We start from the raw sequence: 18,234 nt of genomic DNA, 5'->3' as shown, positions 1-18,234 counted from the left end.
AGGACTTGCGAGCCCGGAGGGGAACACCATGAGCAACTGGATCAACACCACCGTCGAGTACCTGCGGTCCCGCGTCGCGCGGGGGGACCAGGGGCAGACGGCGGTGGAGTATCTGGGCATCATCGCGGTGGTTGTGGCGATTGTGTTGGCTATTACGGGGACGGACATCGGGCAGACGATCTACAACGCCATCACGGACAAGATCACCGAGGTAACCGGCGGTTGACGAGGCCCCGAAGGCACGACGACGCAGGGCAGGCCTTCCCCATCTACATCACCGTGGTGGCGGGTCTGCTCCTTCTCGCGTTCGCGTACCTTGCGGTCGGCCAGGCCGCGGCGAACAGGAACGGGGCCCAGACCGCCGCCGACGCGGCGGCGCTCGCGGCGGCGCAGGAGACCCGGGACCAACTGGCGGGGGACTGGCTGGAGGTCGTGAGCGACCCCACCAAGTGGCAGGACATCCTTGACGGCGACACCGCGGTGTTCGACGGATGCTGGCGAGCGTACGAGCTCGCGGCCCAGAACGACGCCAACGTTCAAGGCTGCGGCCCGGCGGAGCCGTTGGGCTACAAGGTCGAAGTCGAGACCGAGAAGACCGTGGGCGACTCCATCGTGCCCGGCACGGAGGATGTCAGGTCGAAGGCGTCCGCCATCGCCGTCATCGAGCCTCTCTGCACGTTCGACCTCCCGGGCGAGGACTCCGACGACGGTGACGGCAACGATCCGCTGCCCCTGCCACAACTCACCTGCGAGGACCAGAACTGGGACCCGGACCCGGAGGACCCGATCACCCTCCCGGAACCCGAGGACCTCTTCGACGTCCACCTGGCCGACTGACAAGCCAACGACGAATGACGAAGGAAGCAGAGGCATGAGCATTCGGTTCACCACGAAGGCCCGTAGGGGGATGGTCGTCATGACCATCGCGGCCGGACTGGCCCTCGGTGCGGCCGGCTGCGGCAGTGGAGGCGACGACAAGAAGCCGGAGGCCTCGTCGTCGGCGTCCAGGACCGGCGGATCCGGCCCGAGTGCTCAGGAGGAGCAGGCGGGTGAGCCCTTGGCCGAGTTGAAGGGCCCCAACGGACTGCTGCTCCAGATCACCTCTGCCTCCCGGGACACGGGCGGCTTCATCACCATCAACGGCGAGTTGCAGAACGACGGCGACAAAACGTTGACCATTCCGGCGCAGTTGAGCGGGAACGAGACCGAGATCATCAGGAACGGCCGTTCGCTGGGCGGCGCCACGCTGGTCGACTCCAAGGGCAAGAAGCGCTACTACGTCCTACGGGACACAGACGGCCGCCCGCTCACCACCACTGGCATCTCGGCCATCAAGTCGGGCGAGACGATCCCGGTGTTCATGCAGTTCCCGGCACCGCCCACGGACACCGCCGACGTCTCGTTCCAGCTGCCCATGTTCGCGCCGGCCGACATCACGATCTCCGGGTGAGGCCACCATGACCCGCCGCCTCCCCCTCACCCTCACCGCAGCCACCCTCATGGTCGCCACCAACATCCTCGGCGCCTCGACAGCCGAGGCCGATGACCCCAGCGTCCCACCCGGCACCGAGGCCAGCGCCGCCGCGCCCGTCGAGGTGGATGCCAACGACCCCGATCTCAAGCTCCCGGAGGGCGCCACCCTCGCCGAGGCCAAGGTGCTGGACATCAAGCAGGTCGTCGAGGACCAGAGCGGTGAGGAACGCCGGGAGGACACCAACGCGGACGTGAAGTTCGCGCTCCAGGCCGAGGTCCTGTTCCCCAAGGACAGCGCGAAACTGACCGGCGAGGCGAAGGCCCGTATCGCCTCGATCGCGGAGGAGATCGAGAAGCAGAACGCCACCCGCATCCGGGTCTTCGGCTTCACCGACAACCTGGGCTCCTCGGCCCACGGCGACGTCCTGTCCAGGAAGCGCGCCAACGCCGTACAGGGCGTCCTGGAGTCGGAACTGAACGACTCCACGGTCACCTACGAGGTCCGGGGCTACGGCGAGCAGTACCCCATCTCCTCGAACGCGACGGAGTCGGGCCGCAAGAAGAACCGACGGGTGGAGGTCTCCTTCCCGCGCTCCGACGGCTGACCCGACGGAGCGCGGGGGCGGGCCCTCACCGGGCCCTCACCTCACGTCCACCGTCACCCGCACCCCCGCCCGCACGCCCCACCCCGCCATCGCCCCGGCCTCCGCCTCCAGCACATGCCGGGAGCGGAGCCTCGGCAGTCCGAGGCGACCCGGCTTCATGGTGCGTACGGCGATGACGTGCAGCCGCCGGTCGAGATAGGCGACGTCGATGGGCATGCGCATCCGGAACGTGTGCACGCTGCCCGCCGGCGTGAGCAGCATCGCCCCGTCGACGGCATCCCGCCCGAGCAGCCCCTTCGTACGGGCCCGGTACGACGAGGCGACCTCCAGCGGCACCGGGACATCCCCCCGCTCCCCGTGCACGATCAGCGCACCCCGCCCGTCCCGCCACCGCCGCGCCATCCTCGGCCGCCTCCCGCCACGCCGGATTCCTGGTTGTCCGGCCCGTGTCACCAGGGTAGGAAAGGTCTCATGACTGGACTCGGCGCAGTGTTCCGTCCCCAACTCGCCCCCGAGCGGCTGCGAAGCGTCGCCCGGATCGCCGACGAGGCAGGTCTGGAAGAGCTCTGGCTCTGGGAGGACTGCTTCCGGGAAGGAGGGATCGCCACCGCGGCGGCGGCCCTCGCCTGGACCGAGCGCGTCCGGGTCGGCATCGGGCTGCTGCCGGTGCCGCTGCGGAACGTGGCGATCACCGCCATGGAGGCCGCGAGCCTGTACCGGATGTTCCCGGGGCGGCCGATCCTCGCCGTCGGACACGGGGTGCAGGACTGGATGGGGCAGGTCGGGGCGCGGGCCGAGTCGCCGGTGACCCTGCTGCGGGAGCATCTCGACGCGCTGCGGGCCCTGTTGCGCGGGGAGATGGTCACCGTCGAGGGACGGTACGTCAAGCTCGACGACGTCGCCCTGGACTGGCCGCCCGCCGAGCCGGTGCCCGTCATCGCCGGTGCCACCGGACCCCGCTCGCTGAGGCTGGCCGGGGCCGCCGCCGACGGGACGCTGCTCACCGCCTCGACTCCGCCGGAGGGCGTGCGCAGGGCGCGGCAGCTGATCGAGGAGGGGCGCGAGTCGGCGGGGCGTTCCGGTGGCGAGCCGCACGAGGTCGTCGTCTATCTGCTCACCGCGACCGGGGCCGACGGGCCCGCCCGGCTCAGGGCCGAGCTGGCGGCCGAGGGCGTCGCCTCGGTGCCGGATCTCGGGATCACCGGGGACGCGGCGGCCGTCGCGAAGGCCGTCCAGCGGCTCGCGGAGGCCGGTGCCGACACCGTGGTGCTCCAGCCGACGGCGGACGAACCCGACCCGGAGGGCTTCGTACGGTTCGTGGCGGAGGAAGTACGGCCGCTGGTGCCGTAGTCGCCGCGGTCCCGCGCCCGCTGTCAGTGGCCCCTGCCAGACTCGTCGACATGAGTGAAGACACCGCGGACGTACGCCTCCGTCAGGTCCTGGACACCGACCTGGAGGCCTTCCTCGCCTACGAGCACGATCCGGAGGCCGTCCGGCGGTCGCGGTTCACGCCCCGGCCGCGGGACGCCTTCATGAAGCACTGGCGGACCAGAGTGCTGGCCGACGAGACCTGCCTGGTGCGGACCATCACGGTCGGGGACGAGGTGGCCGGCAGCGTCGTCTCCTGGTGGGACGACGACCGCCGCTTCCTCGGCTACTGGCTGGGGCGGCCGTACTGGGGCCGGGGCGTCGGCACCGAGGCCCTCGCCCTGTTCCTCGACACGGAGCGGACCCGCCCCCTGTACGCCGACCCCTTCCACGCCAACACCGCTTCCGTACGCCTCCTCGAACACCACGGCTTCCAGCGGGCCGGCACCGTCCACCACGGCGAGGACGAACATGTACTGCTCGTCCTGCCCGGTCAACCCGGCCGGTGATCCCCCATCTCCCCGTCGATCAGCTCCCGCACGATGTCCATATGGCCCGCGTGCCGTGCCGTCTCCTCGATCATGTGGACGAGCACCCACCGCAGCGACATCCGGGCGTCCCGCCACGAGGGCTGCCCGAGGTCCGTCAGTGACAGCTCGGCGATCATCCGGTCGGCCGCGGCACGCGCACGGCCGTAGAAGTCGATGATCTGCTCGGTCGTCTCCCCCTGGTCGGCCCGCATGTCCTCGTCCTGGTACGGGTCGAACCACAGCGGCTCCACCTCCCCGCCGAAGGCCGAGACGAACCAGCCGTACTCCACCGACCCGAGGTGCTTGACCAGGCCCAGCAGGCTGGTGCCCGTCGGCGTCATCGGGCGGCGCAGCTGCTCGTCGTCCAGGCCCTCCAGCTTCCACAGCACCGCGTCCCGGTGCCGGTCGAGGCTCGCCCGGAGTGTGGTCTTCTCGTCCGCGGTGTACTCCGAGTTCGTCATGACGTCGGAAAATAGCAGCAGCCACTGACAGCGCCCTGCGATCATGACCGGATGGGACAGGACAGCAGGTCGTTCGAGGAGCTGGTCGCCGAGGGCGCCGCCGTCCCCACCGAGGGCTGGGACTTCTCCTGGTTCGAGGGGCGGGCCACCGAGGCGCGGCCCTCCTGGGAGTACGCGAAGTCCCTGGGCGCACGGCTGGCCGGGGCCACCGCCGCGCTCGACATCCAGACGGGCGGCGGGGAGGTCCTGCACTTCGCCCTCGCCGACGCCCCGAAGGCCCCGGCGCTCACCGTCGCCACCGAAGGCTGGCCGCCCAACGTCGCCAAGGCCACGGCACTGCTCCGCCCCCGCGGTGTCCCGGTCGTCGCCGCACCGGACGACGCCCCGCTGCCCTTCGCGGACGGCGCCTTCGACCTGGTCTCCAGCAGGCACCCGGTCGAGCCGCACTGGCGGGAGATCGCCCGCGTCCTCCAGCCCGGCGGCATCTACTTCGCCCAGCACGTCGGGCCGCACAGCGTCTTCGAACTCGTCGAGTACTTCCTGGGCCCGCAGCCCGCCGAGGTCCGCGCCGGCCGTCACCCGGACCGTGAACGCGCCGACGCCGAGGCCGCCGGCCTGGAGATCGTCGATCTGCGGGCCGAGGAACTGCGGATGGAGTTCCACGACATCGCCGCCGTCGTGCACTTCCTGCGCAAGGTGGTGTGGATGGTCCCCGGCTTCACCGTCGAGGCGTACCTCCCCCGGCTCCGCGCCCTGCACGAGCGGATCGCGGCCGAGGGCCCGTTCGTCGCGCACAGCACCCGGCATCTCTTCGAGGCCCGCAGGCCCGTGTCCTGAGCCGACGTCACCCTCAGGCGTGCGGGCCGACCGTGACCGGCCCGAGCACCAACTCCGCCGTCGCCTCCAGCACTTCCCCCACCCGCTCGGCCTGCTCGCCCAGCTCCCGCTCCAGCCGGCCCGACGGCCGCCGTCCGACCAGCTCCACGGTCACCGTCGTACGCCGGCCCTGGCGGCGCTGGTGCCACACCCCGGCCACCCGGCCGTCCACCAGCACCACCGGAAAGTTCCCGGCCTGGCCTCCCGCCAGCGCCCGCCGATACGCCTCCCCGGGGAACAGCGACTCCCGCGGCTGGGCGGCGATGGCGTACGCGTCGAAGTAGGGCAGCAACCGCACGCCCCGCACCCGCCCCCGAGGGAACTCCGCGTCCCCCGCCGTCACCCAGCCCGCCGCGCCCTCGAAGGCGACCTCCTCGATCTCCCCGGCCGCCGCCAGTTCCGCGAACAGCGAAGCCGCCCAACCGGGCGAAGCCGCCAGCCACTTGGCGAAGTTCTGGGGCGTCGCCGGACCGTACGCGCCCAGATACCGCCGCACCAGCTCCCGCAGGGCCGCCCGGCCCGGGAGCGGGTCGAAGGACGGAGGGCGGGTGTACGTCACCTTGCGGCCGCGGTTCGGGCCGAAGCACAGGGCGCCGGACTGGCCGGCCCGGTGCATCACCTGACGCCAGCGCGGCCACAGGTCCTGGAACGCGGGCATCACGAGGTCACCGGCCCACGCTCCGGTGCGTGCCACGACCTCCTCGCCCAGCTCGTCCACGGTCAGACACACCCCCTCCAGGGCGTCCCCGATCGCCGCCACGATCTGCTCCGCCTGCTCCGGCGTCACCCGGATGTCCGGCGGGAACGGGCTCGGACCGGTCGGAATCGCGGTGAGCGCGGCGCACCACAGGGGCAGCTCCGCGGCGGGCAGCAGATGCACGGTGCCGCGCGGACCGAACGTCTTCACCAGCGAACGGTCCTCCCACAGCGCGGCCCGCACCTCGGCCCGCGTCACCCCGGCGGCCCGCACGCCCACCGACACCTCCGCCGCGGACAGCACCTGCGCGTGAGCGCCCAGCATCGCCCCGACCACCTCCGCCACCTGGTTGCCGGGCCCGGCGGGACGGGCCAGGAACTGCCGCTCCAGCCGCCGCGCACTCGCCTCGTCCCAGGTGATCGTCTTCTTCATGGTGTGACGCTAGGCCGGATGTAGGTCGTCCGCTGTCCGCTGTGCCGCGTGGTGGGTCGCGTTCTGTGCCACATGGTGCAAATCGTGCATCCGTGCGCGAACGCCCGCCAGTCCCTGCGCATCCAAGGGAGCCAAAGGTTTTCCACATCGTTATCGCGGCCGACTCGATATCCCCCCGTCTGTCACGTAAGTTCAGACCAAGGCAATTCGCGTAAGCAAAGCTGCGCGGCGGCACCGCGCGGCGGAGGGGGCTGCGCGGTGCCCTGCCCACCCCTCGTGGCCCTGCTGAACGCGCGTCGCGTCACGGGGTCGGCCCTTCGGTCCCGCTCCGCACGGCGTCAAGCGCGCGTTCGCGGTCGGGGTCACCCGGGAGAGGGATGCGCGGACAAGTCGCCAGGCAGGCCCCAAGAGGCGCCAAACCCTCCGGATCCATCCGTATCCCACCCGTTTCCCCTGGGAAACGGGCCCTGTCCCGCCATGAATCCGCCACGAAAGAGCCGCTTCACGGCCACCGGCCCGTCGCCGAGTGATTTCGGAGAGTAGTTGTGGCACGCCGATGCGCGCAGCATCCCTTACGAAGGGTTATGGTGGAAACCCCCCCTCGGGCCGGTCCGTCTCCCCCCCACGGACCGGCCCGTTTTTTGTGCGCACCACAGAGATGCATCCACGCGCCGGGCAGTGCACCCACCTATTAGGGGCGCGGGGAACTGCGCGACCAGCCCCCACCCACCCGCGAGCCGCCCCCGCACACGAGCGGCCCCACGCGATGGCGCCGACGGCCAACCCGCACCCCATAACCCGGCCCGAGCCCCGCAGGGGTAGGCTGCGGCCCGCGGGGACCGCATCGGTACGGAGGGGCTGACGAAGACGTGAACCTGCGTGACAAGCTGCGCGGCCTGCTGGTCAGGCTGTACGCACGCCGGGTGGAGGGCCACCTGGACCACGCTCAGGTGCCCAAGCACATCGGCGTCATCATGGACGGCAACCGGCGCTGGGCGAAGGCCGCACGTTCCACCACCGTGCACGGTCACCGGGCGGGCGCCGAGAAGATCGAGGAGTTCCTCGGCTGGTGCAGCGAGACCGACGTCGAGGTCGTCACCCTCTGGCTGCTGTCGACCGACAACTTCGACCGGCCGCAGGACGAGCTCGGCCCGCTCCTCGGGATCATCGAGGACGTCGTGCGCACCCTCGCCGCGGACGGCCGCTGGCGTGTGCACCACGTCGGCACCCCCGACCTGCTGCCGGCGCAGATGCAGACCGCGCTGAAGGAGGCCGAGGAGACCACGGCCCACATCGACGGGATACTGGTCAACGTGGCCATCGGCTACGGCGGCCGCCAGGAGATCGCCGACGCCGTGCGCTCGATGATCGCCGACGCGAATGACAAGGGCACCTCGATGGAGGACCTCGCCGACTCCGTCAGCGTCGACCTGATCGGCCGCCACCTCTACACCGGCGACCAGCCCGACCCCGACCTCGTGATCCGCACCAGCGGCGAACAGCGGCTGTCCGGATTCATGCTGTGGCAGACGGCCCACTCGGAGTACTACTTCTGCGAGGTCTTCTGGCCGGCCTTCCGCAAGGTGGACTTCCTGCGGGCCCTTCGCGACTACGCGGCCCGGCACCGGCGCTACGGCGGCTGAGCCCTCTCCGGCGCCTTCTTGGCCGTGTAAGGGCCAGGTAAAACCAACCCTCTCCGGGACAGAAGTAACAAGGAGTTCACCAGCGCGCCGTCATATGCGCTGGCATGGCACCGCATGTTCGAGGGCATAAGCCAAGCAGGTCGACACCCGAACCACGGGTGTCGTATCTCAGCGGGCGGCGCCGGAGCCGTCCGCCCGGGAGGCCCTTTGCACCAGCCCCACCGTGCGGTCACGGCACGGAAGAAGACGCGGGGGGCCGGTTTTCGGCCCGTGCAGAGCGGCCGACGACCGGTCCAGCCCCACTCCGTCGCTCCCCGACCTCATCCGAGGGGGTACGTCCTTCCGTGGTGACCAGCACAAAGCGCCACAAGCCCGACCGGCGCACCTACGTTCTCGACACCAGCGTCCTGCTGGCCGACCCGAACGCCCTGAACCGCTTCGACGAGCACGAGGTCGTGCTCCCCATCGTCGTGGTGACGGAACTGGAGGCCAAGCGGCACCATCCCGAACTCGGGTACTTCGCCCGCCAGGCGCTGCGCCTGCTCGACGAGTTCCGGGTGAAGAACGGCCGTCTCGACGCCCCGATCCCGATCGGGGATCTCGGCGGGACCGTCCGTGTCGAGCTCAACCACTCGGACCCCAGCGTGCTGCCCAGCGGCTACCGCCTGGGGGACAACGACTCCCGCATCCTCGCGGTCGCCCGCAATCTCCAGGCCGAGGGGCTCGACGTCACCGTCGTCTCCAAGGACCTGCCGCTCAGGATCAAGGCGTCGTCGGTCGGTCTCCTCGCCGAGGAGTACCGCGCCGAGCTCGCCATCACGGACTCCTCCGGCTGGACCGGAATGTCCGAACTGACCCTGCCGGGCGAACAGGTGGACATCCTCTTCGAAGAGGGGCACGTCTATGTCCCCGAGGCCGCCGACATGCCCGTGCACACCGGACTGACGATCCACTCCGAGCGCGGCAAGGCGCTGGGCCGGGTCACGCCCGAGGGCAACGTCCGTGTGGTGCGCGGCGATCGGGAGGCGTTCGGTATCAAGGGCCGCAGTGCCGAGCAGCGGATCGCGCTCGACCTGCTCCTCGACCCGGACGTCGGGATCGTGTCGATGGGTGGCCGGGCCGGCACCGGCAAGTCGGCGCTGGCGCTGTGCGCGGGTCTGGAGGCGGTCCTCGAGCGCCGTCAGCACCAGAAGGTGATGGTCTTCCGGCCGCTGTACGCGGTGGGCGGGCAGGAGCTCGGCTATCTGCCCGGCAGCGAGGCCGAGAAGATGAGCCCCTGGGCGCAGGCGGTCTTCGACACGCTGTCCGCGGTCACCAGCCGGGAGGTCATCGAAGAGGTCACCGCACGCGGCATGCTGGAGGTGCTGCCGCTCACCCACATCCGCGGACGCTCGCTGCACGACGCGTTCGTGATCGTGGACGAGGCGCAGTCGCTGGAACGGAACGTCCTGCTGACCGTTCTGTCCCGAATCGGCGCGAATTCACGGGTCGTTCTGACCCATGACGTGGCCCAGCGGGACAATCTGCGGGTCGGGCGCTACGACGGTGTCGTGGCCGTCGTGGAGAAGCTGAAGGGGCATCCGCTGTTCGCCCATGTCACGCTGACGCGGTCCGAGAGGTCCCAGATCGCGGCGCTTGTGACCGAAATGCTGGAGGACGGGCAGATCTGACCCAAGTGCTCAACTTGCGGTAGCTACTCGTTGGTTGGCGCCGTTCGGAAAGGCAGTGAGCCTATCCGGGCGGCGCCTTGGCGTGTGCGGCTTTCCGTAAAACCCCAGGGACAAACGAGGTGTGAGCTTTCACACGCAACACAGAATTGCCTTGCGGCGTCCGGGTGCGGCAGAGTCTCCATCCTGTCAGGCCCCGCATGCGACACACCTGTACCCCCAGCGGTACGGAACCACAGCAGCACCACCACCAACTGCATAGCGCCGTCGCATGCCGCCCGAGTCACCACGCGGTGCTCCCTGTCCGGGAGTTGCCCATCGGGTCCGTGCCTCCCGTGACCCCGCAGTTGGGAGGCCAGCGCCAGGGGCACGATTGCGTCCGCCAGGGTCACCGAAGCGGACGATGCTGGAAGGAAACCGTGTGAGTCCGATTTCGGTCAGGGGATTCGCAGTGGCCTCTGCCACCGCGGTCACCGCTGTCGGAAGCGTCGTCGGCGTTGCCTCGGGCAGCACCGCGCAGAACAACGACGCCGAGGCGACGGCTGCCGATTCGACGCTCCTCGCGGACATACCCGCGGGCCAGCAGGCCCAGGTGCAGATCGAGTCCATGTCGGCGCAGGCCGATGTCCAGGCCATCGCCGCGGACGCGAGTGCCAAGAAGGACGCCGAGGCAGCGGCGCGCAAGGCCGCCGCCCAGAGCGCCTTCGAGAAGAAGGAAGCCGCCGAGAAGGCGGAGAAGGCGGCCCAGGAAGCCAAGGAGCGCGAAGAGGCCGAGGCGAAGGCCTCCCGGTCCTCGTCGGCCGACTTCCCGGTCCAGAGCTCGTACACCATCTCGCAGATCCAGGCGATGGCGCGGTCCATGGTGCCGAGCGACCAGTTCCAGTGCTTCAGCAACATCGTGGACCACGAGTCCAGCTGGAACTACCAGGCCGTCAACGCCTCGTCGGGCGCCTACGGACTCTTCCAGGCCCTGCCGGGTTCCAAGATGTCGTCCGTCGGCGCGGACTGGCAGACGAACCCGGCCACCCAGATCAAGTGGGGCCTCAACTACATGAACGACCGCTACGACAGCCCCTGTGGCGCGTGGAGCTTCTGGCAGGCCAACCACTGGTACTGAGCCGCGCTCAACCTTGCGCAGCCCCTCACCGTCCTTCGGTGAGGGGCTTTCGCGCTTCCACGGGCGGGGCCATGTACGGTCGGACCGGACGACTCCAGGGGGGAGTGGTGGTAACAGGCGGGGGAAGAGGACGGATCATGTCGCGAGTGCCAGGGTGGCTCGGCCGGCTCGGTGCCGGTCTGACCGAGATGAGTGAGCGGTTGGACGAGCGCCGCGCCGCGGTCGAGCGCGAGGGCGTGGAGTACGGGTCGCAACGGCGGTCCGCCACAGCCACCGCCGTCGCGCCCGAGCCGGTACCCGAGCCCGCCGACCCGCCGCAGCCGCTCACGGACCACGTCCCGCCGCCCCCCGACTACGCGCCCGCGTCCGCGCCGCACCGCCCCGACCCCGCCCAGGTCGTGCCGTGGGGCGTACGGGTCGCCGCGGAGGCGGGCTGGCGGCTGCTGGTGCTGGCCGGCACCCTCTGGGTGCTGATGCGGGTCATCAGCGCCGTCCAACTCGTCGTGCTGGCCTTCGTCATCGCCCTGCTCCTCACCGCGCTGATGCAGCCCTCGGTGGCCTGGCTGACCCGGCGAGGCGTGCCGCGCGGACCGGCCACCGCGCTGACCGCGATCCTCGGGTTCGTCGTCATCGGCCTGCTGGGCTGGTTCGTGACCTGGCAGGTCATGGAGAACATCGACAACCTCTCCGACCAGGTCCAGGACGGCATCGACGAACTGCGCAACTGGCTGCTCAACAGCCCGTTCCACGTCACCGACAAGCAGATCAACGACATCGCCGAGAACCTGCGGAACGCGGTCGGCGCCAACACCGACGAGATCACCACGGCCGGCCTCGAAGGCGTCACGGTCATCGTCGAGGCGCTCACCGGCATCCTGCTGGCGGCCTTCTCGACGCTGTTCCTGCTCTACGACGGCAAGCGGATCTGGCAGTGGACCCTCAAGCTGGTCCCGGCCGCGGCCCGGCCGGGCGTGGCGGGCGCCGGGCCGCGGGCCTGGGCGACACTGACGGCGTATGTGCGCGGGACGGTCCTGGTCGCCCTGATCGACGCCGTGTTCATCGGTATCGGCATCTACTTCCTCGACGTGCCGATGGCCGTGCCGCTGGCCGTCTTCATCTTCCTGTTCTCCTTCATCCCGCTCGTCGGCGCGGTCGCCTCCGGTGCCCTGGCCGTGGTCGTGGCGCTCGTGACACAGGGCATCTTCACCGCGGTCATGACCCTGATCGTCGTCCTCGCCGTCCAGCAGATCGAGGGTCACATCCTCCAGCCGTTCATCCTGGGCCGGGCGGTCCGCGTGCATCCGCTGGCGGTCGTGCTGTCGGTGGCGGCGGGCGGCATGGTGGCCGGGATCGGCGGTGCGGTGGTGGCCGTGCCGTTGGTGGCGGTGACGAACACGATCGTGGGGTATCTGCGGGCGTACTCTCTGGAGACGGAACAGCGCAGGACACTCCTGCTGAAGCCGGCCCGCCCGGCGCCCGACGACGCGGCCGTCACGGCCGACGAGGGCTCCGGCGGCCACGAAATCGCCGAAGGCCCCGCCCACCGAGGGTGAGCGGGGCCCGGGACGACGCGGTTCTGCCTACTCGGAGAGCACGGCCTCGGCGTCGACGGTGACGGCGATCGCCTGGACCACCGACGCGATCTTGAACGCCTCCTGGACCGTCTCGCGGTCCACGCCGGCCTTGCGCAGCACCTGCTCGTGCGAGTCGAGGCACATGCCGCAGCCGTTGATGGCGGACACCGCGAACGACCACAGCTCGAAGTCGACCTTGTCGACCCCGGGGTTGCCGATGACGTTCATCCGCAGGCCCGCGCGCAGGGAGCCGTACTCGTGGTCGGACAGCAGGTGGCGGGTCCGGTAGAAGACGTTGTTCATCGCCATCACCGCGGCCGCGGACTTGGCGGCGTTGTACGCCTCCGGCGAGAGGTTCGCCTTCGCCTCCGGCTCCAGCTCGCGCAGCACGATCGGGGAGCGCGCGGCGATGGCCGTGGCCAGGACCGTGCCCCACAGCTGCTGGGCCGGGAGGTCCGAATTGCCGATGACCGAGCCGAGGTTGAGCTTCAGGTCCTTGGCGTAGTCCGGTATGCGGGACTTCAGGGAGTCGAGGGACATGGAGGTCACTCTCCCGCGAGCAGCTTGACCGGGTCCAGCGTGTCCTCGCCCTTGGTCCAGTTGCACGGGCACAGCTCGTCCGTCTGGAGGGCGTCCAGGACCCGCAGGACCTCCTTGGGGTTACGGCCGACGGAGCCGGCGGTCACCATGGAGAACTGGATCTCGTTGTTCTGGTCGACGATGAAGACGGCACGCTTGGCGAAGCCGTCCTCGCCCTCGATGCCGAGGTCGCGCATCAGCTCGTGCTTGGAGTCGGCCAGCATCGGGAAGGGCAGGTCGCGCAGGTCGTCGTGGTCCTTGCGCCAGGCGTGGTGGACGAACTCCGAGTCACCGGAGAAGCCGAGGACCTGGGCGTCGCGGTCGGCGAACTCCTCGTTCAGCTTGCCGAAGGCCGCGATCTCGGTCGGGCAGACGAAGGTGAAGTCCTTCGGCCAGGCGAAGACGATCTTCCACTTGCCCTCGTAGGTCTTGTGGTCGATCGTCTCGAACTCCTTGCCCTTCTCCAGCGAGACGCAGGCGGTCAGTTCGAACTCGGGGAACTTGTCACCGACAGTGAGCACACGCTCTCCTTGCAGCGAAGAGACACCCGTTCGGTACAGGTGTCTCCCATGGGTTGGACCTTACCGATCCTGGCACAGGCTGCATTGATACGGGAAATAGCTACACTCGGTCAGGTTGATCGGAGGGTGCTATCAGTGACCGTAAGTAAGAGGAGGCAGCCCAGCCTCGCCCAGCTACGGGCCTTCGCCGCGGTTGCCGAGCATCTCCACTTCCGGGACGCGGCCGCCGCGATCGGCATGAGCCAGCCCGCGCTGTCCGGTGCCGTCTCCGCCCTGGAGGAGTCACTCGGAGTGACCCTGCTGGAGCGCACCACCCGCAAGGTGCTGCTCTCACCCGCCGGCGAGCGGCTGGCGGTCCGCGCGAAGGCCGTGCTGGCGGAGGTCGGGGCGCTGATGGAGGAGGCCGAGGCGGTCCGGGCGCCGTTCACCGGCGCCCTGCGCCTCGGCGTCATCCCCACCGTCGCGCCCTACCTGCTGCCCACCGTGCTGCGCCTCGCCCACGACCGCTATCCGCTCCTCGACCTCCAGGTGCACGAGGAGCAGACCGCGAGCCTGGTCGACGGCCTCACCACCGGCCGCCTGGACCTGCTGCTGCTCGCCGTCCCCCTCGGAGTGCCCGGTGTCACCGAACTCCCGCTCTTCGACGAGGACTTCGTGCTCGTCACCCCGCTCGACCACCGGCTCGGCGGCCGCGAGGGCATCCCGCGCGAGGCGCTCAAGGAACTGCACCTGCTGCTCCTCGACGAGGGGCACTGCCTGCGCGACCAGGCCCTCGACATCTGCCGTGAGGCGGGACGCGAGGACGCGCCGGTGACCACCACGGCCGCGGGGCTGTCCACCCTGGTGCAGCTCGTCGCCGGCGGCCTCGGTGTGACGCTGCTGCCGCGGACGGCCGTCAACGTCGAGGCCGGCCGCAGCAACCAGCTCCTCACCGGGTACTTCGCGGACCCGGCCCCCACCCGCCGCGTCGCCCTCGCCATGCGGACGGGGGCGGCGCGGGGGGCGGAGTACGAGGAGCTGGCGGCATCCTTGAGGCAGGCGCTGCGCCCGTTGCCCGTACGGGTGCTGGACGGTGAGGCGTGAGCCTCACTCCGTGCGCAGGCCGTCCGGCCGCATCAGCCGGAGCAGCGGCGGCAGGCTGAGCAGGGTCACCGCGAGGACGACCGCCGCGCCGGCTCCGGCCATCCCCAGCACGCTCGGCCAGTCCACGCTGATGCCGGTGTCCGACATCTTCAGCAGCACCGCTCCCAGCGTGATCCCCACGATGGACGCCAGCAGCAGGCCCAGGGCGACCGGGATCGCCGTCTGCCACAGCACCGACAGGCTCAGGGTGCGGCGCCGGGTGCCGAAGGCGACCAGTGACGACAGCAGCTTCTTGCGCTCGCGCAACTGCTCCAACTGGGAGACCAGCAGGCTCGCGCCGATCAGCGCCAGTACGCAGGTGGCGCCGGCGAACAGGCCGGTGCGGATGGAGTCGAAGCGGTCGGAGCGGTTGCTGGAGACCCACTCCATCGGCTCGGTGATCGGGTCGATCGTCGCCGCCGTGTTCCGCACCAGCTCGCGCCCGTCCCGGACCGACTCGTCGAGACGGAGGTAGATCTGGCCGTTCAGGCCCGCCGTCATGACGGCCGCCGGCAGCGCCTTCGGCGTGACCAGGAAGCCGCCTCGCTCCCACCCGGTCATGTCCTTGCGTGCCTCGGCCTTCTTCACGGACGACGGCACGGTCCAGGCGACCGGCGTGGTCTCGGGGCCGTCCGTGTAGCCCGAGTCGAAGTACACCGTGCCGCCGGGCTTGGCCAGCGTCGCCGTGTCGGTGTCGTTCTCGGCGCCCTGTACGGCGAACACGTCCCCGTCACGGCACGACGTCAGGTGCGACACCTCGCGCAGCGAGGCGCAGTCGCCCACGGTGACCTGGGCGGAGAGCTCCGCATCCATGCGCTTGTCGCCCACGTACCCCTCGGAGTAGGCGTAGACCCGACGCACGCCCTCGGTCTGCCGGAACTTGTCCGCGGACTGGGCGAGCGGTGCCCCGTCCGGCAGGGTCATCGACATCTGCACGCGCGAGACGTCGTAGTCCGTCTCCTCGGTGTACTGGCCCTGCACCCCGGCGAACAGCATCTGGAGCGCGATCGCCCCGGCCACCGCGACCGCGATGCCGTTCACCATGCGGGCCGCCGAGCCACTGCTCAACTGGAGGCGACGCACGGCCAGTTGCCAGGCGACACCGCCCGAGCCCAGCCGGGCGACCACCGTCTCCACGATCCACGGCAGCAGCGCGGTCACCCCGACGAGCAGCAGCATGACGCCGCCGACGACCAGATACTGGTTGAAGTCCCCGCTGCCGCGGCCCTTGCCGATCATCGGGTAGAGCATGCCGAGCCCGGCCAGCGGCAGCAGCAGCCGCCACCACAGCCGGCGCCGCGCGGGCTTCGCCGTACGCACCACGCCGAGCGGCTCGATCACCACGCCCCGCAGCGCCAGCAGCGTCACCAGCACCGCGGCGGCCGGCACCAGCACGGCGACCAGCAGGGCCAGCAGGGGCGACGGGTTGAGGTAGCTCGGGAAGACGCTGACGTCGAACACCTCCGCGCTGCCCGCGAGCTGACGGCCGACCAGGAAGAAGCCGGCGCCGAAGACCAGTCCGAGCACGGCGCCGGCGAGCGCCTCGCCCGCGGCCACCCGCTTGGTCATCCGGCTGTCCGAACCCACCAGCCGCAGCGCCGCGAGCCGCCGGTCCCGGCGCTCGCCGCCGAACCGCACGGCCGCGGCGATGAAGACCCCGACCGGCATCAGCAGCACGACGAAGACGACGAGGATCAGCAGGAGCAGGACGGGGTCCAGGGGGTCCGAGCCCGAGGACTGCTTCCCGAAGGCGTCGAGCCGGTGCACACCGCTGCCGAGCTGGGTCTCCAGCCCCTTGCCGCCCCGGTAGAAGGCGAGTTCGGACGAGCCGATCAGCCCGCTCTCCGCGATGGTCCCGACGATCTTCTGCGGCAGTCGCTCCCGCAGCAGCTTGCCGTCGTCGGACTCCAGCAGATTCTTCAGCGCGGGGGAGACCACCATCTCGCCCGCCGCCGGGAACTTCGCCACACCCGGCGGCAGCGGTGCCTTCGGCCCCTCGGGCTGGAGGTCGCGCCCGCGGACGTCCTTGTCGCGGAAGGTCGTCCCGCTGCTCCCGATGAGCAGGGTGTCGTCGGCCTTCGCCATCTCCTGCGCGTCGAAGTTGTAGTCGCTGCGGGCGGCCTCCCGGTCGTGCCGGACGTTCAGCGCGTTCGGCAACGCCGTCGTCAGCAGCAGCAGCGCCACCCCGAGTCCGACACCGACGCCGGTCAGCAGGACCCGGACCCAGCCCTCACGTCCCCCGGCGAACGCGAACCTGACGCCCATGCCCAGGTCCCTCGTCCACTGCCGCCCGTTCATACGACGCGCTCCATGTCCCGGGACCGGCCGTCCCGAACGACGATCTCGCGGTCGGAGTAGGCGGCCACTCGTGCCTCGTGCGTGACCAGCACGACCGCGGCGTTGGTGGACCGGGCGGCGTCCGTGAGCAGGTCCATCACCCGCTCGCCGTTCAGCGAGTCGAGCGCGCCGGTCGGCTCGTCGGCGAACAGCACCCGGGGACTGGTGACCAGCGCGCGGGCGACGGCGACGCGCTGGCCCTGACCGCCGGAGACCTCGCCCGGACGCTTCCTGCCCAGGTCGTCGACCTCCAGCCGCTCCATCCAGGACAGGGCGGCGCGCTCTGCCTCCTTGCGGGAGGTGCCGTTCAGCCGGAGCGGCAGGGCGACGTTCTCGACGCAGGTGAGCTCCGGCACCAGCTGCCCGAACTGGAACACGAACCCGAACTCGGAGCGCCTGAGCGCACTGCGCTCGCCGTCGCTCATGGTGGCCATCTCGCGGCCGTTGTAGACGATCGACCCGGAGTCCGGCGGCACGATTCCCGCGAGGCAGTGCAGCAAGGTCGACTTTCCGGAGCCCGAGGGGCCCATCACGGCGACGACCTCGCCGGGGTGGATGGAGAACTCGGCGCCGTCGAGGGCGGTGGTCGGACCGTACGTCTTGCGCAGTTCGGTCGCGACGAGCAGGGAGCCGGCCGGGGTCATCGGGTCACCGCCTCGGCGAGCTTGTCGAGCCGTGCGGCGGTCAGTTCCAGCCAGCGCAGGTCGGCCTCCAGGTGGAACAGGGCGTGGTCGCAGATCAGCTGGTCGGCGAGATCGCCCTTGCGCTTGCGGTCGGTGAGTATGCGCATCATCCGCAGATGCTCCGACCGCTGGGTGTCGAGGATGTCGGCGGCGTCGCGGTGCGTCAGCAGCGCCAGCACGACCTTGGTGTACAGGGTCGACTGGAGATACGGCTCCGGCTTCTCCGGCGTCGCCAGCCAGTGCTGTACGTCGGTGATGCCGGCGTCGGTGATGGCGTACCGCTTGCGCTCGGGGCCGCCGCCGGGCTCGATCCCGTCGACTTCGACGAGCCCGTTCTTCAGCAGTCGCGACATCGTGGAGTAGACCTGGCCGTAGTGCAGCGGCCGGTCGTGACCGAACTTCTCGTCGAAGGCCCGCTTCAGGTCGTAGCCGTGACGCGGACCCGATTCCAGGAGCCCCAGAAGGGTGTGACCGATGGACATGGCGAGGACTCTACACGGGGTGTATACGCCGCATGTATACGTCGTGTGTGTAGCTGGTGGCCGTCGG

20 protein-coding genes are annotated in these 18,234 nt (G+C 70.4%); 12 read left to right on the top strand and 8 right to left on the bottom strand.

The features are described from left to right. Positions 1 to 28 precede the first annotated feature (28 nt). The 4 genes from ACIQWG_RS20330 to ACIQWG_RS20315 are packed head-to-tail and all read left to right on the top strand — an operon-like array spanning position 29 to position 2,078. Positions 29 to 226 carry a Flp family type IVb pilin gene (locus ACIQWG_RS20330; protein WP_404097478.1) on the top strand — a complete coding sequence of 66 codons (198 nt, stop codon included), beginning with the start codon at positions 29 to 31 and terminating at the stop codon, positions 224 to 226. Beyond that, entirely contained in the window at positions 223 to 837 is a 615-nt protein-coding gene (locus tag ACIQWG_RS20325; RefSeq protein WP_404097476.1) for a pilus assembly protein TadG-related protein, read from the top strand. Before ACIQWG_RS20330 ends, ACIQWG_RS20325 begins: the two co-directional genes overlap by 4 nt. 34 nt (positions 838 to 871) lie before the next feature. Further along, the gene (locus tag ACIQWG_RS20320; protein WP_404097474.1) at positions 872 to 1,450 is read left to right on the top strand and encodes a hypothetical protein; all 579 of its coding nucleotides are present in this window, start codon (positions 872 to 874) and stop codon (positions 1,448 to 1,450) included. 7 nt (positions 1,451 to 1,457) lie between these two features. Further along, positions 1,458 to 2,078 carry an OmpA family protein gene (locus ACIQWG_RS20315; protein ID WP_404097472.1) on the top strand — a complete coding sequence of 207 codons (621 nt, stop codon included), beginning with the start codon at positions 1,458 to 1,460 and terminating at the stop codon, positions 2,076 to 2,078. A 36-nt stretch (positions 2,079 to 2,114) separates the two neighbouring features. On the opposite strand, the gene ACIQWG_RS20310 is transcribed toward ACIQWG_RS20315, so the two are convergent. Beyond that, positions 2,115 to 2,480, bottom strand: coding sequence for a DUF192 domain-containing protein (locus tag ACIQWG_RS20310; protein ID WP_404097469.1), 366 nt, complete (start codon positions 2,478 to 2,480; stop codon positions 2,115 to 2,117). Between the two features lie 69 nt (positions 2,481 to 2,549). Between ACIQWG_RS20310 and ACIQWG_RS20305 the strand changes: the two genes are divergently transcribed. Both ACIQWG_RS20305 and ACIQWG_RS20300 read left to right on the top strand, forming a co-directional pair. Next, positions 2,550 to 3,428 (top strand): LLM class flavin-dependent oxidoreductase, encoded by an 879-nt coding sequence (locus ACIQWG_RS20305; RefSeq protein WP_404097466.1) that lies wholly within the window; start codon positions 2,550 to 2,552, stop codon positions 3,426 to 3,428. A 50-nt stretch (positions 3,429 to 3,478) separates the two neighbouring features. Beyond that, complete coding sequence (locus tag ACIQWG_RS20300; protein WP_404097463.1) at positions 3,479 to 3,955, top strand: GNAT family N-acetyltransferase; 477 nt, start codon at positions 3,479 to 3,481, stop codon at positions 3,953 to 3,955. Here ACIQWG_RS20300 and ACIQWG_RS20295 read toward each other — a convergent pair. Beyond that, entirely contained in the window at positions 3,940 to 4,437 is a 498-nt protein-coding gene (locus ACIQWG_RS20295; protein WP_404097460.1) for a DinB family protein, read from the bottom strand. The genes ACIQWG_RS20300 and ACIQWG_RS20295 overlap by 16 nt on opposite strands. A gap of 51 nt (positions 4,438 to 4,488) precedes the next feature. On the opposite strand from ACIQWG_RS20295, the gene ACIQWG_RS20290 reads away from it, so the two are divergent. After that, on the top strand, positions 4,489 to 5,274 hold the full coding sequence (locus ACIQWG_RS20290) for a class I SAM-dependent methyltransferase (RefSeq protein ID WP_404097458.1): 786 nt from the start codon (positions 4,489 to 4,491) through the stop codon (positions 5,272 to 5,274). Positions 5,275 to 5,287: 13 nt separating this feature from the next. Here the strand turns inward: ACIQWG_RS20290 and ACIQWG_RS20285 are convergent, their stop codons facing one another. Continuing rightward, positions 5,288 to 6,442: a winged helix DNA-binding domain-containing protein gene (locus tag ACIQWG_RS20285; protein WP_404097456.1), complete on the bottom strand. Its 1,155-nt coding sequence runs from the start codon at positions 6,440 to 6,442 to the stop codon at positions 5,288 to 5,290. 869 nt (positions 6,443 to 7,311) lie between these two features. On the opposite strand from ACIQWG_RS20285, the gene ACIQWG_RS20280 reads away from it, so the two are divergent. The 4 genes from ACIQWG_RS20280 to ACIQWG_RS20265 all read left to right on the top strand — a co-directional run bounded on the left by ACIQWG_RS20280 (position 7,312) and on the right by ACIQWG_RS20265 (position 12,422). Continuing rightward, positions 7,312 to 8,085, top strand: a complete 774-nt coding sequence (locus ACIQWG_RS20280; RefSeq protein ID WP_404097453.1) for an isoprenyl transferase — start codon at positions 7,312 to 7,314, stop codon at positions 8,083 to 8,085. 344 nt (positions 8,086 to 8,429) lie between these two features. After that, a complete protein-coding gene (locus tag ACIQWG_RS20275; protein WP_404097451.1) occupies positions 8,430 to 9,755 on the top strand; it encodes a PhoH family protein in 1,326 nt (441 codons plus the stop codon). Between the two features lie 400 nt (positions 9,756 to 10,155). After that, the gene (locus ACIQWG_RS20270) at positions 10,156 to 10,869 is read left to right on the top strand and encodes a transglycosylase SLT domain-containing protein (protein WP_404097448.1); all 714 of its coding nucleotides are present in this window, start codon (positions 10,156 to 10,158) and stop codon (positions 10,867 to 10,869) included. 137 nt (positions 10,870 to 11,006) lie between these two features. Then, positions 11,007 to 12,422: an AI-2E family transporter gene (locus ACIQWG_RS20265; RefSeq protein WP_404097445.1), complete on the top strand. Its 1,416-nt coding sequence runs from the start codon at positions 11,007 to 11,009 to the stop codon at positions 12,420 to 12,422. A 27-nt stretch (positions 12,423 to 12,449) separates the two neighbouring features. Here ACIQWG_RS20265 and ACIQWG_RS20260 read toward each other — a convergent pair whose 3' ends face one another. Both ACIQWG_RS20260 and ACIQWG_RS20255 read right to left on the bottom strand, forming a co-directional pair. Next, positions 12,450 to 12,983 (bottom strand): alkyl hydroperoxide reductase, encoded by a 534-nt coding sequence (locus ACIQWG_RS20260; RefSeq protein ID WP_404097442.1) that lies wholly within the window; start codon positions 12,981 to 12,983, stop codon positions 12,450 to 12,452. A 5-nt stretch (positions 12,984 to 12,988) separates the two neighbouring features. After that, a complete protein-coding gene (locus ACIQWG_RS20255) occupies positions 12,989 to 13,543 on the bottom strand; it encodes a peroxiredoxin (protein WP_126394662.1) in 555 nt (184 codons plus the stop codon). Positions 13,544 to 13,678: 135 nt separating this feature from the next. On the opposite strand from ACIQWG_RS20255, the gene ACIQWG_RS20250 reads away from it, so the two are divergent. After that, positions 13,679 to 14,626 carry a LysR substrate-binding domain-containing protein gene (locus ACIQWG_RS20250; RefSeq protein ID WP_404097439.1) on the top strand — a complete coding sequence of 316 codons (948 nt, stop codon included), beginning with the start codon at positions 13,679 to 13,681 and terminating at the stop codon, positions 14,624 to 14,626. A 3-nt stretch (positions 14,627 to 14,629) separates the two neighbouring features. Here ACIQWG_RS20250 and ACIQWG_RS20245 read toward each other — a convergent pair whose 3' ends face one another. The 3 genes from ACIQWG_RS20245 to ACIQWG_RS20235 are packed head-to-tail and all read right to left on the bottom strand — an operon-like array spanning position 14,630 to position 18,167. Continuing rightward, positions 14,630 to 16,963 carry an ABC transporter permease gene (locus ACIQWG_RS20245; protein ID WP_404097436.1) on the bottom strand — a complete coding sequence of 778 codons (2,334 nt, stop codon included), beginning with the start codon at positions 16,961 to 16,963 and terminating at the stop codon, positions 14,630 to 14,632. Then, a complete protein-coding gene (locus ACIQWG_RS20240) occupies positions 16,960 to 17,646 on the bottom strand; it encodes an ABC transporter ATP-binding protein (RefSeq protein ID WP_404097433.1) in 687 nt (228 codons plus the stop codon). Before ACIQWG_RS20240 ends, ACIQWG_RS20245 begins: the two co-directional genes overlap by 4 nt. Further along, on the bottom strand, positions 17,643 to 18,167 hold the full coding sequence (locus ACIQWG_RS20235; protein ID WP_404097431.1) for a PadR family transcriptional regulator: 525 nt from the start codon (positions 18,165 to 18,167) through the stop codon (positions 17,643 to 17,645). The genes ACIQWG_RS20240 and ACIQWG_RS20235 overlap by 4 nt, the downstream gene beginning before the upstream one ends. Positions 18,168 to 18,234: the final 67 nt, after the last annotated feature.

The sequence above is a fragment of the Streptomyces sp. NPDC098781 genome (assembly GCF_044759995.1).
Lineage (GTDB): Bacteria > Actinomycetota > Actinomycetes > Streptomycetales > Streptomycetaceae > Streptomyces.
Note: the sequence above shows the minus strand (reverse complement) of the source record. Positions and strands in the feature narration are given on the sequence as shown.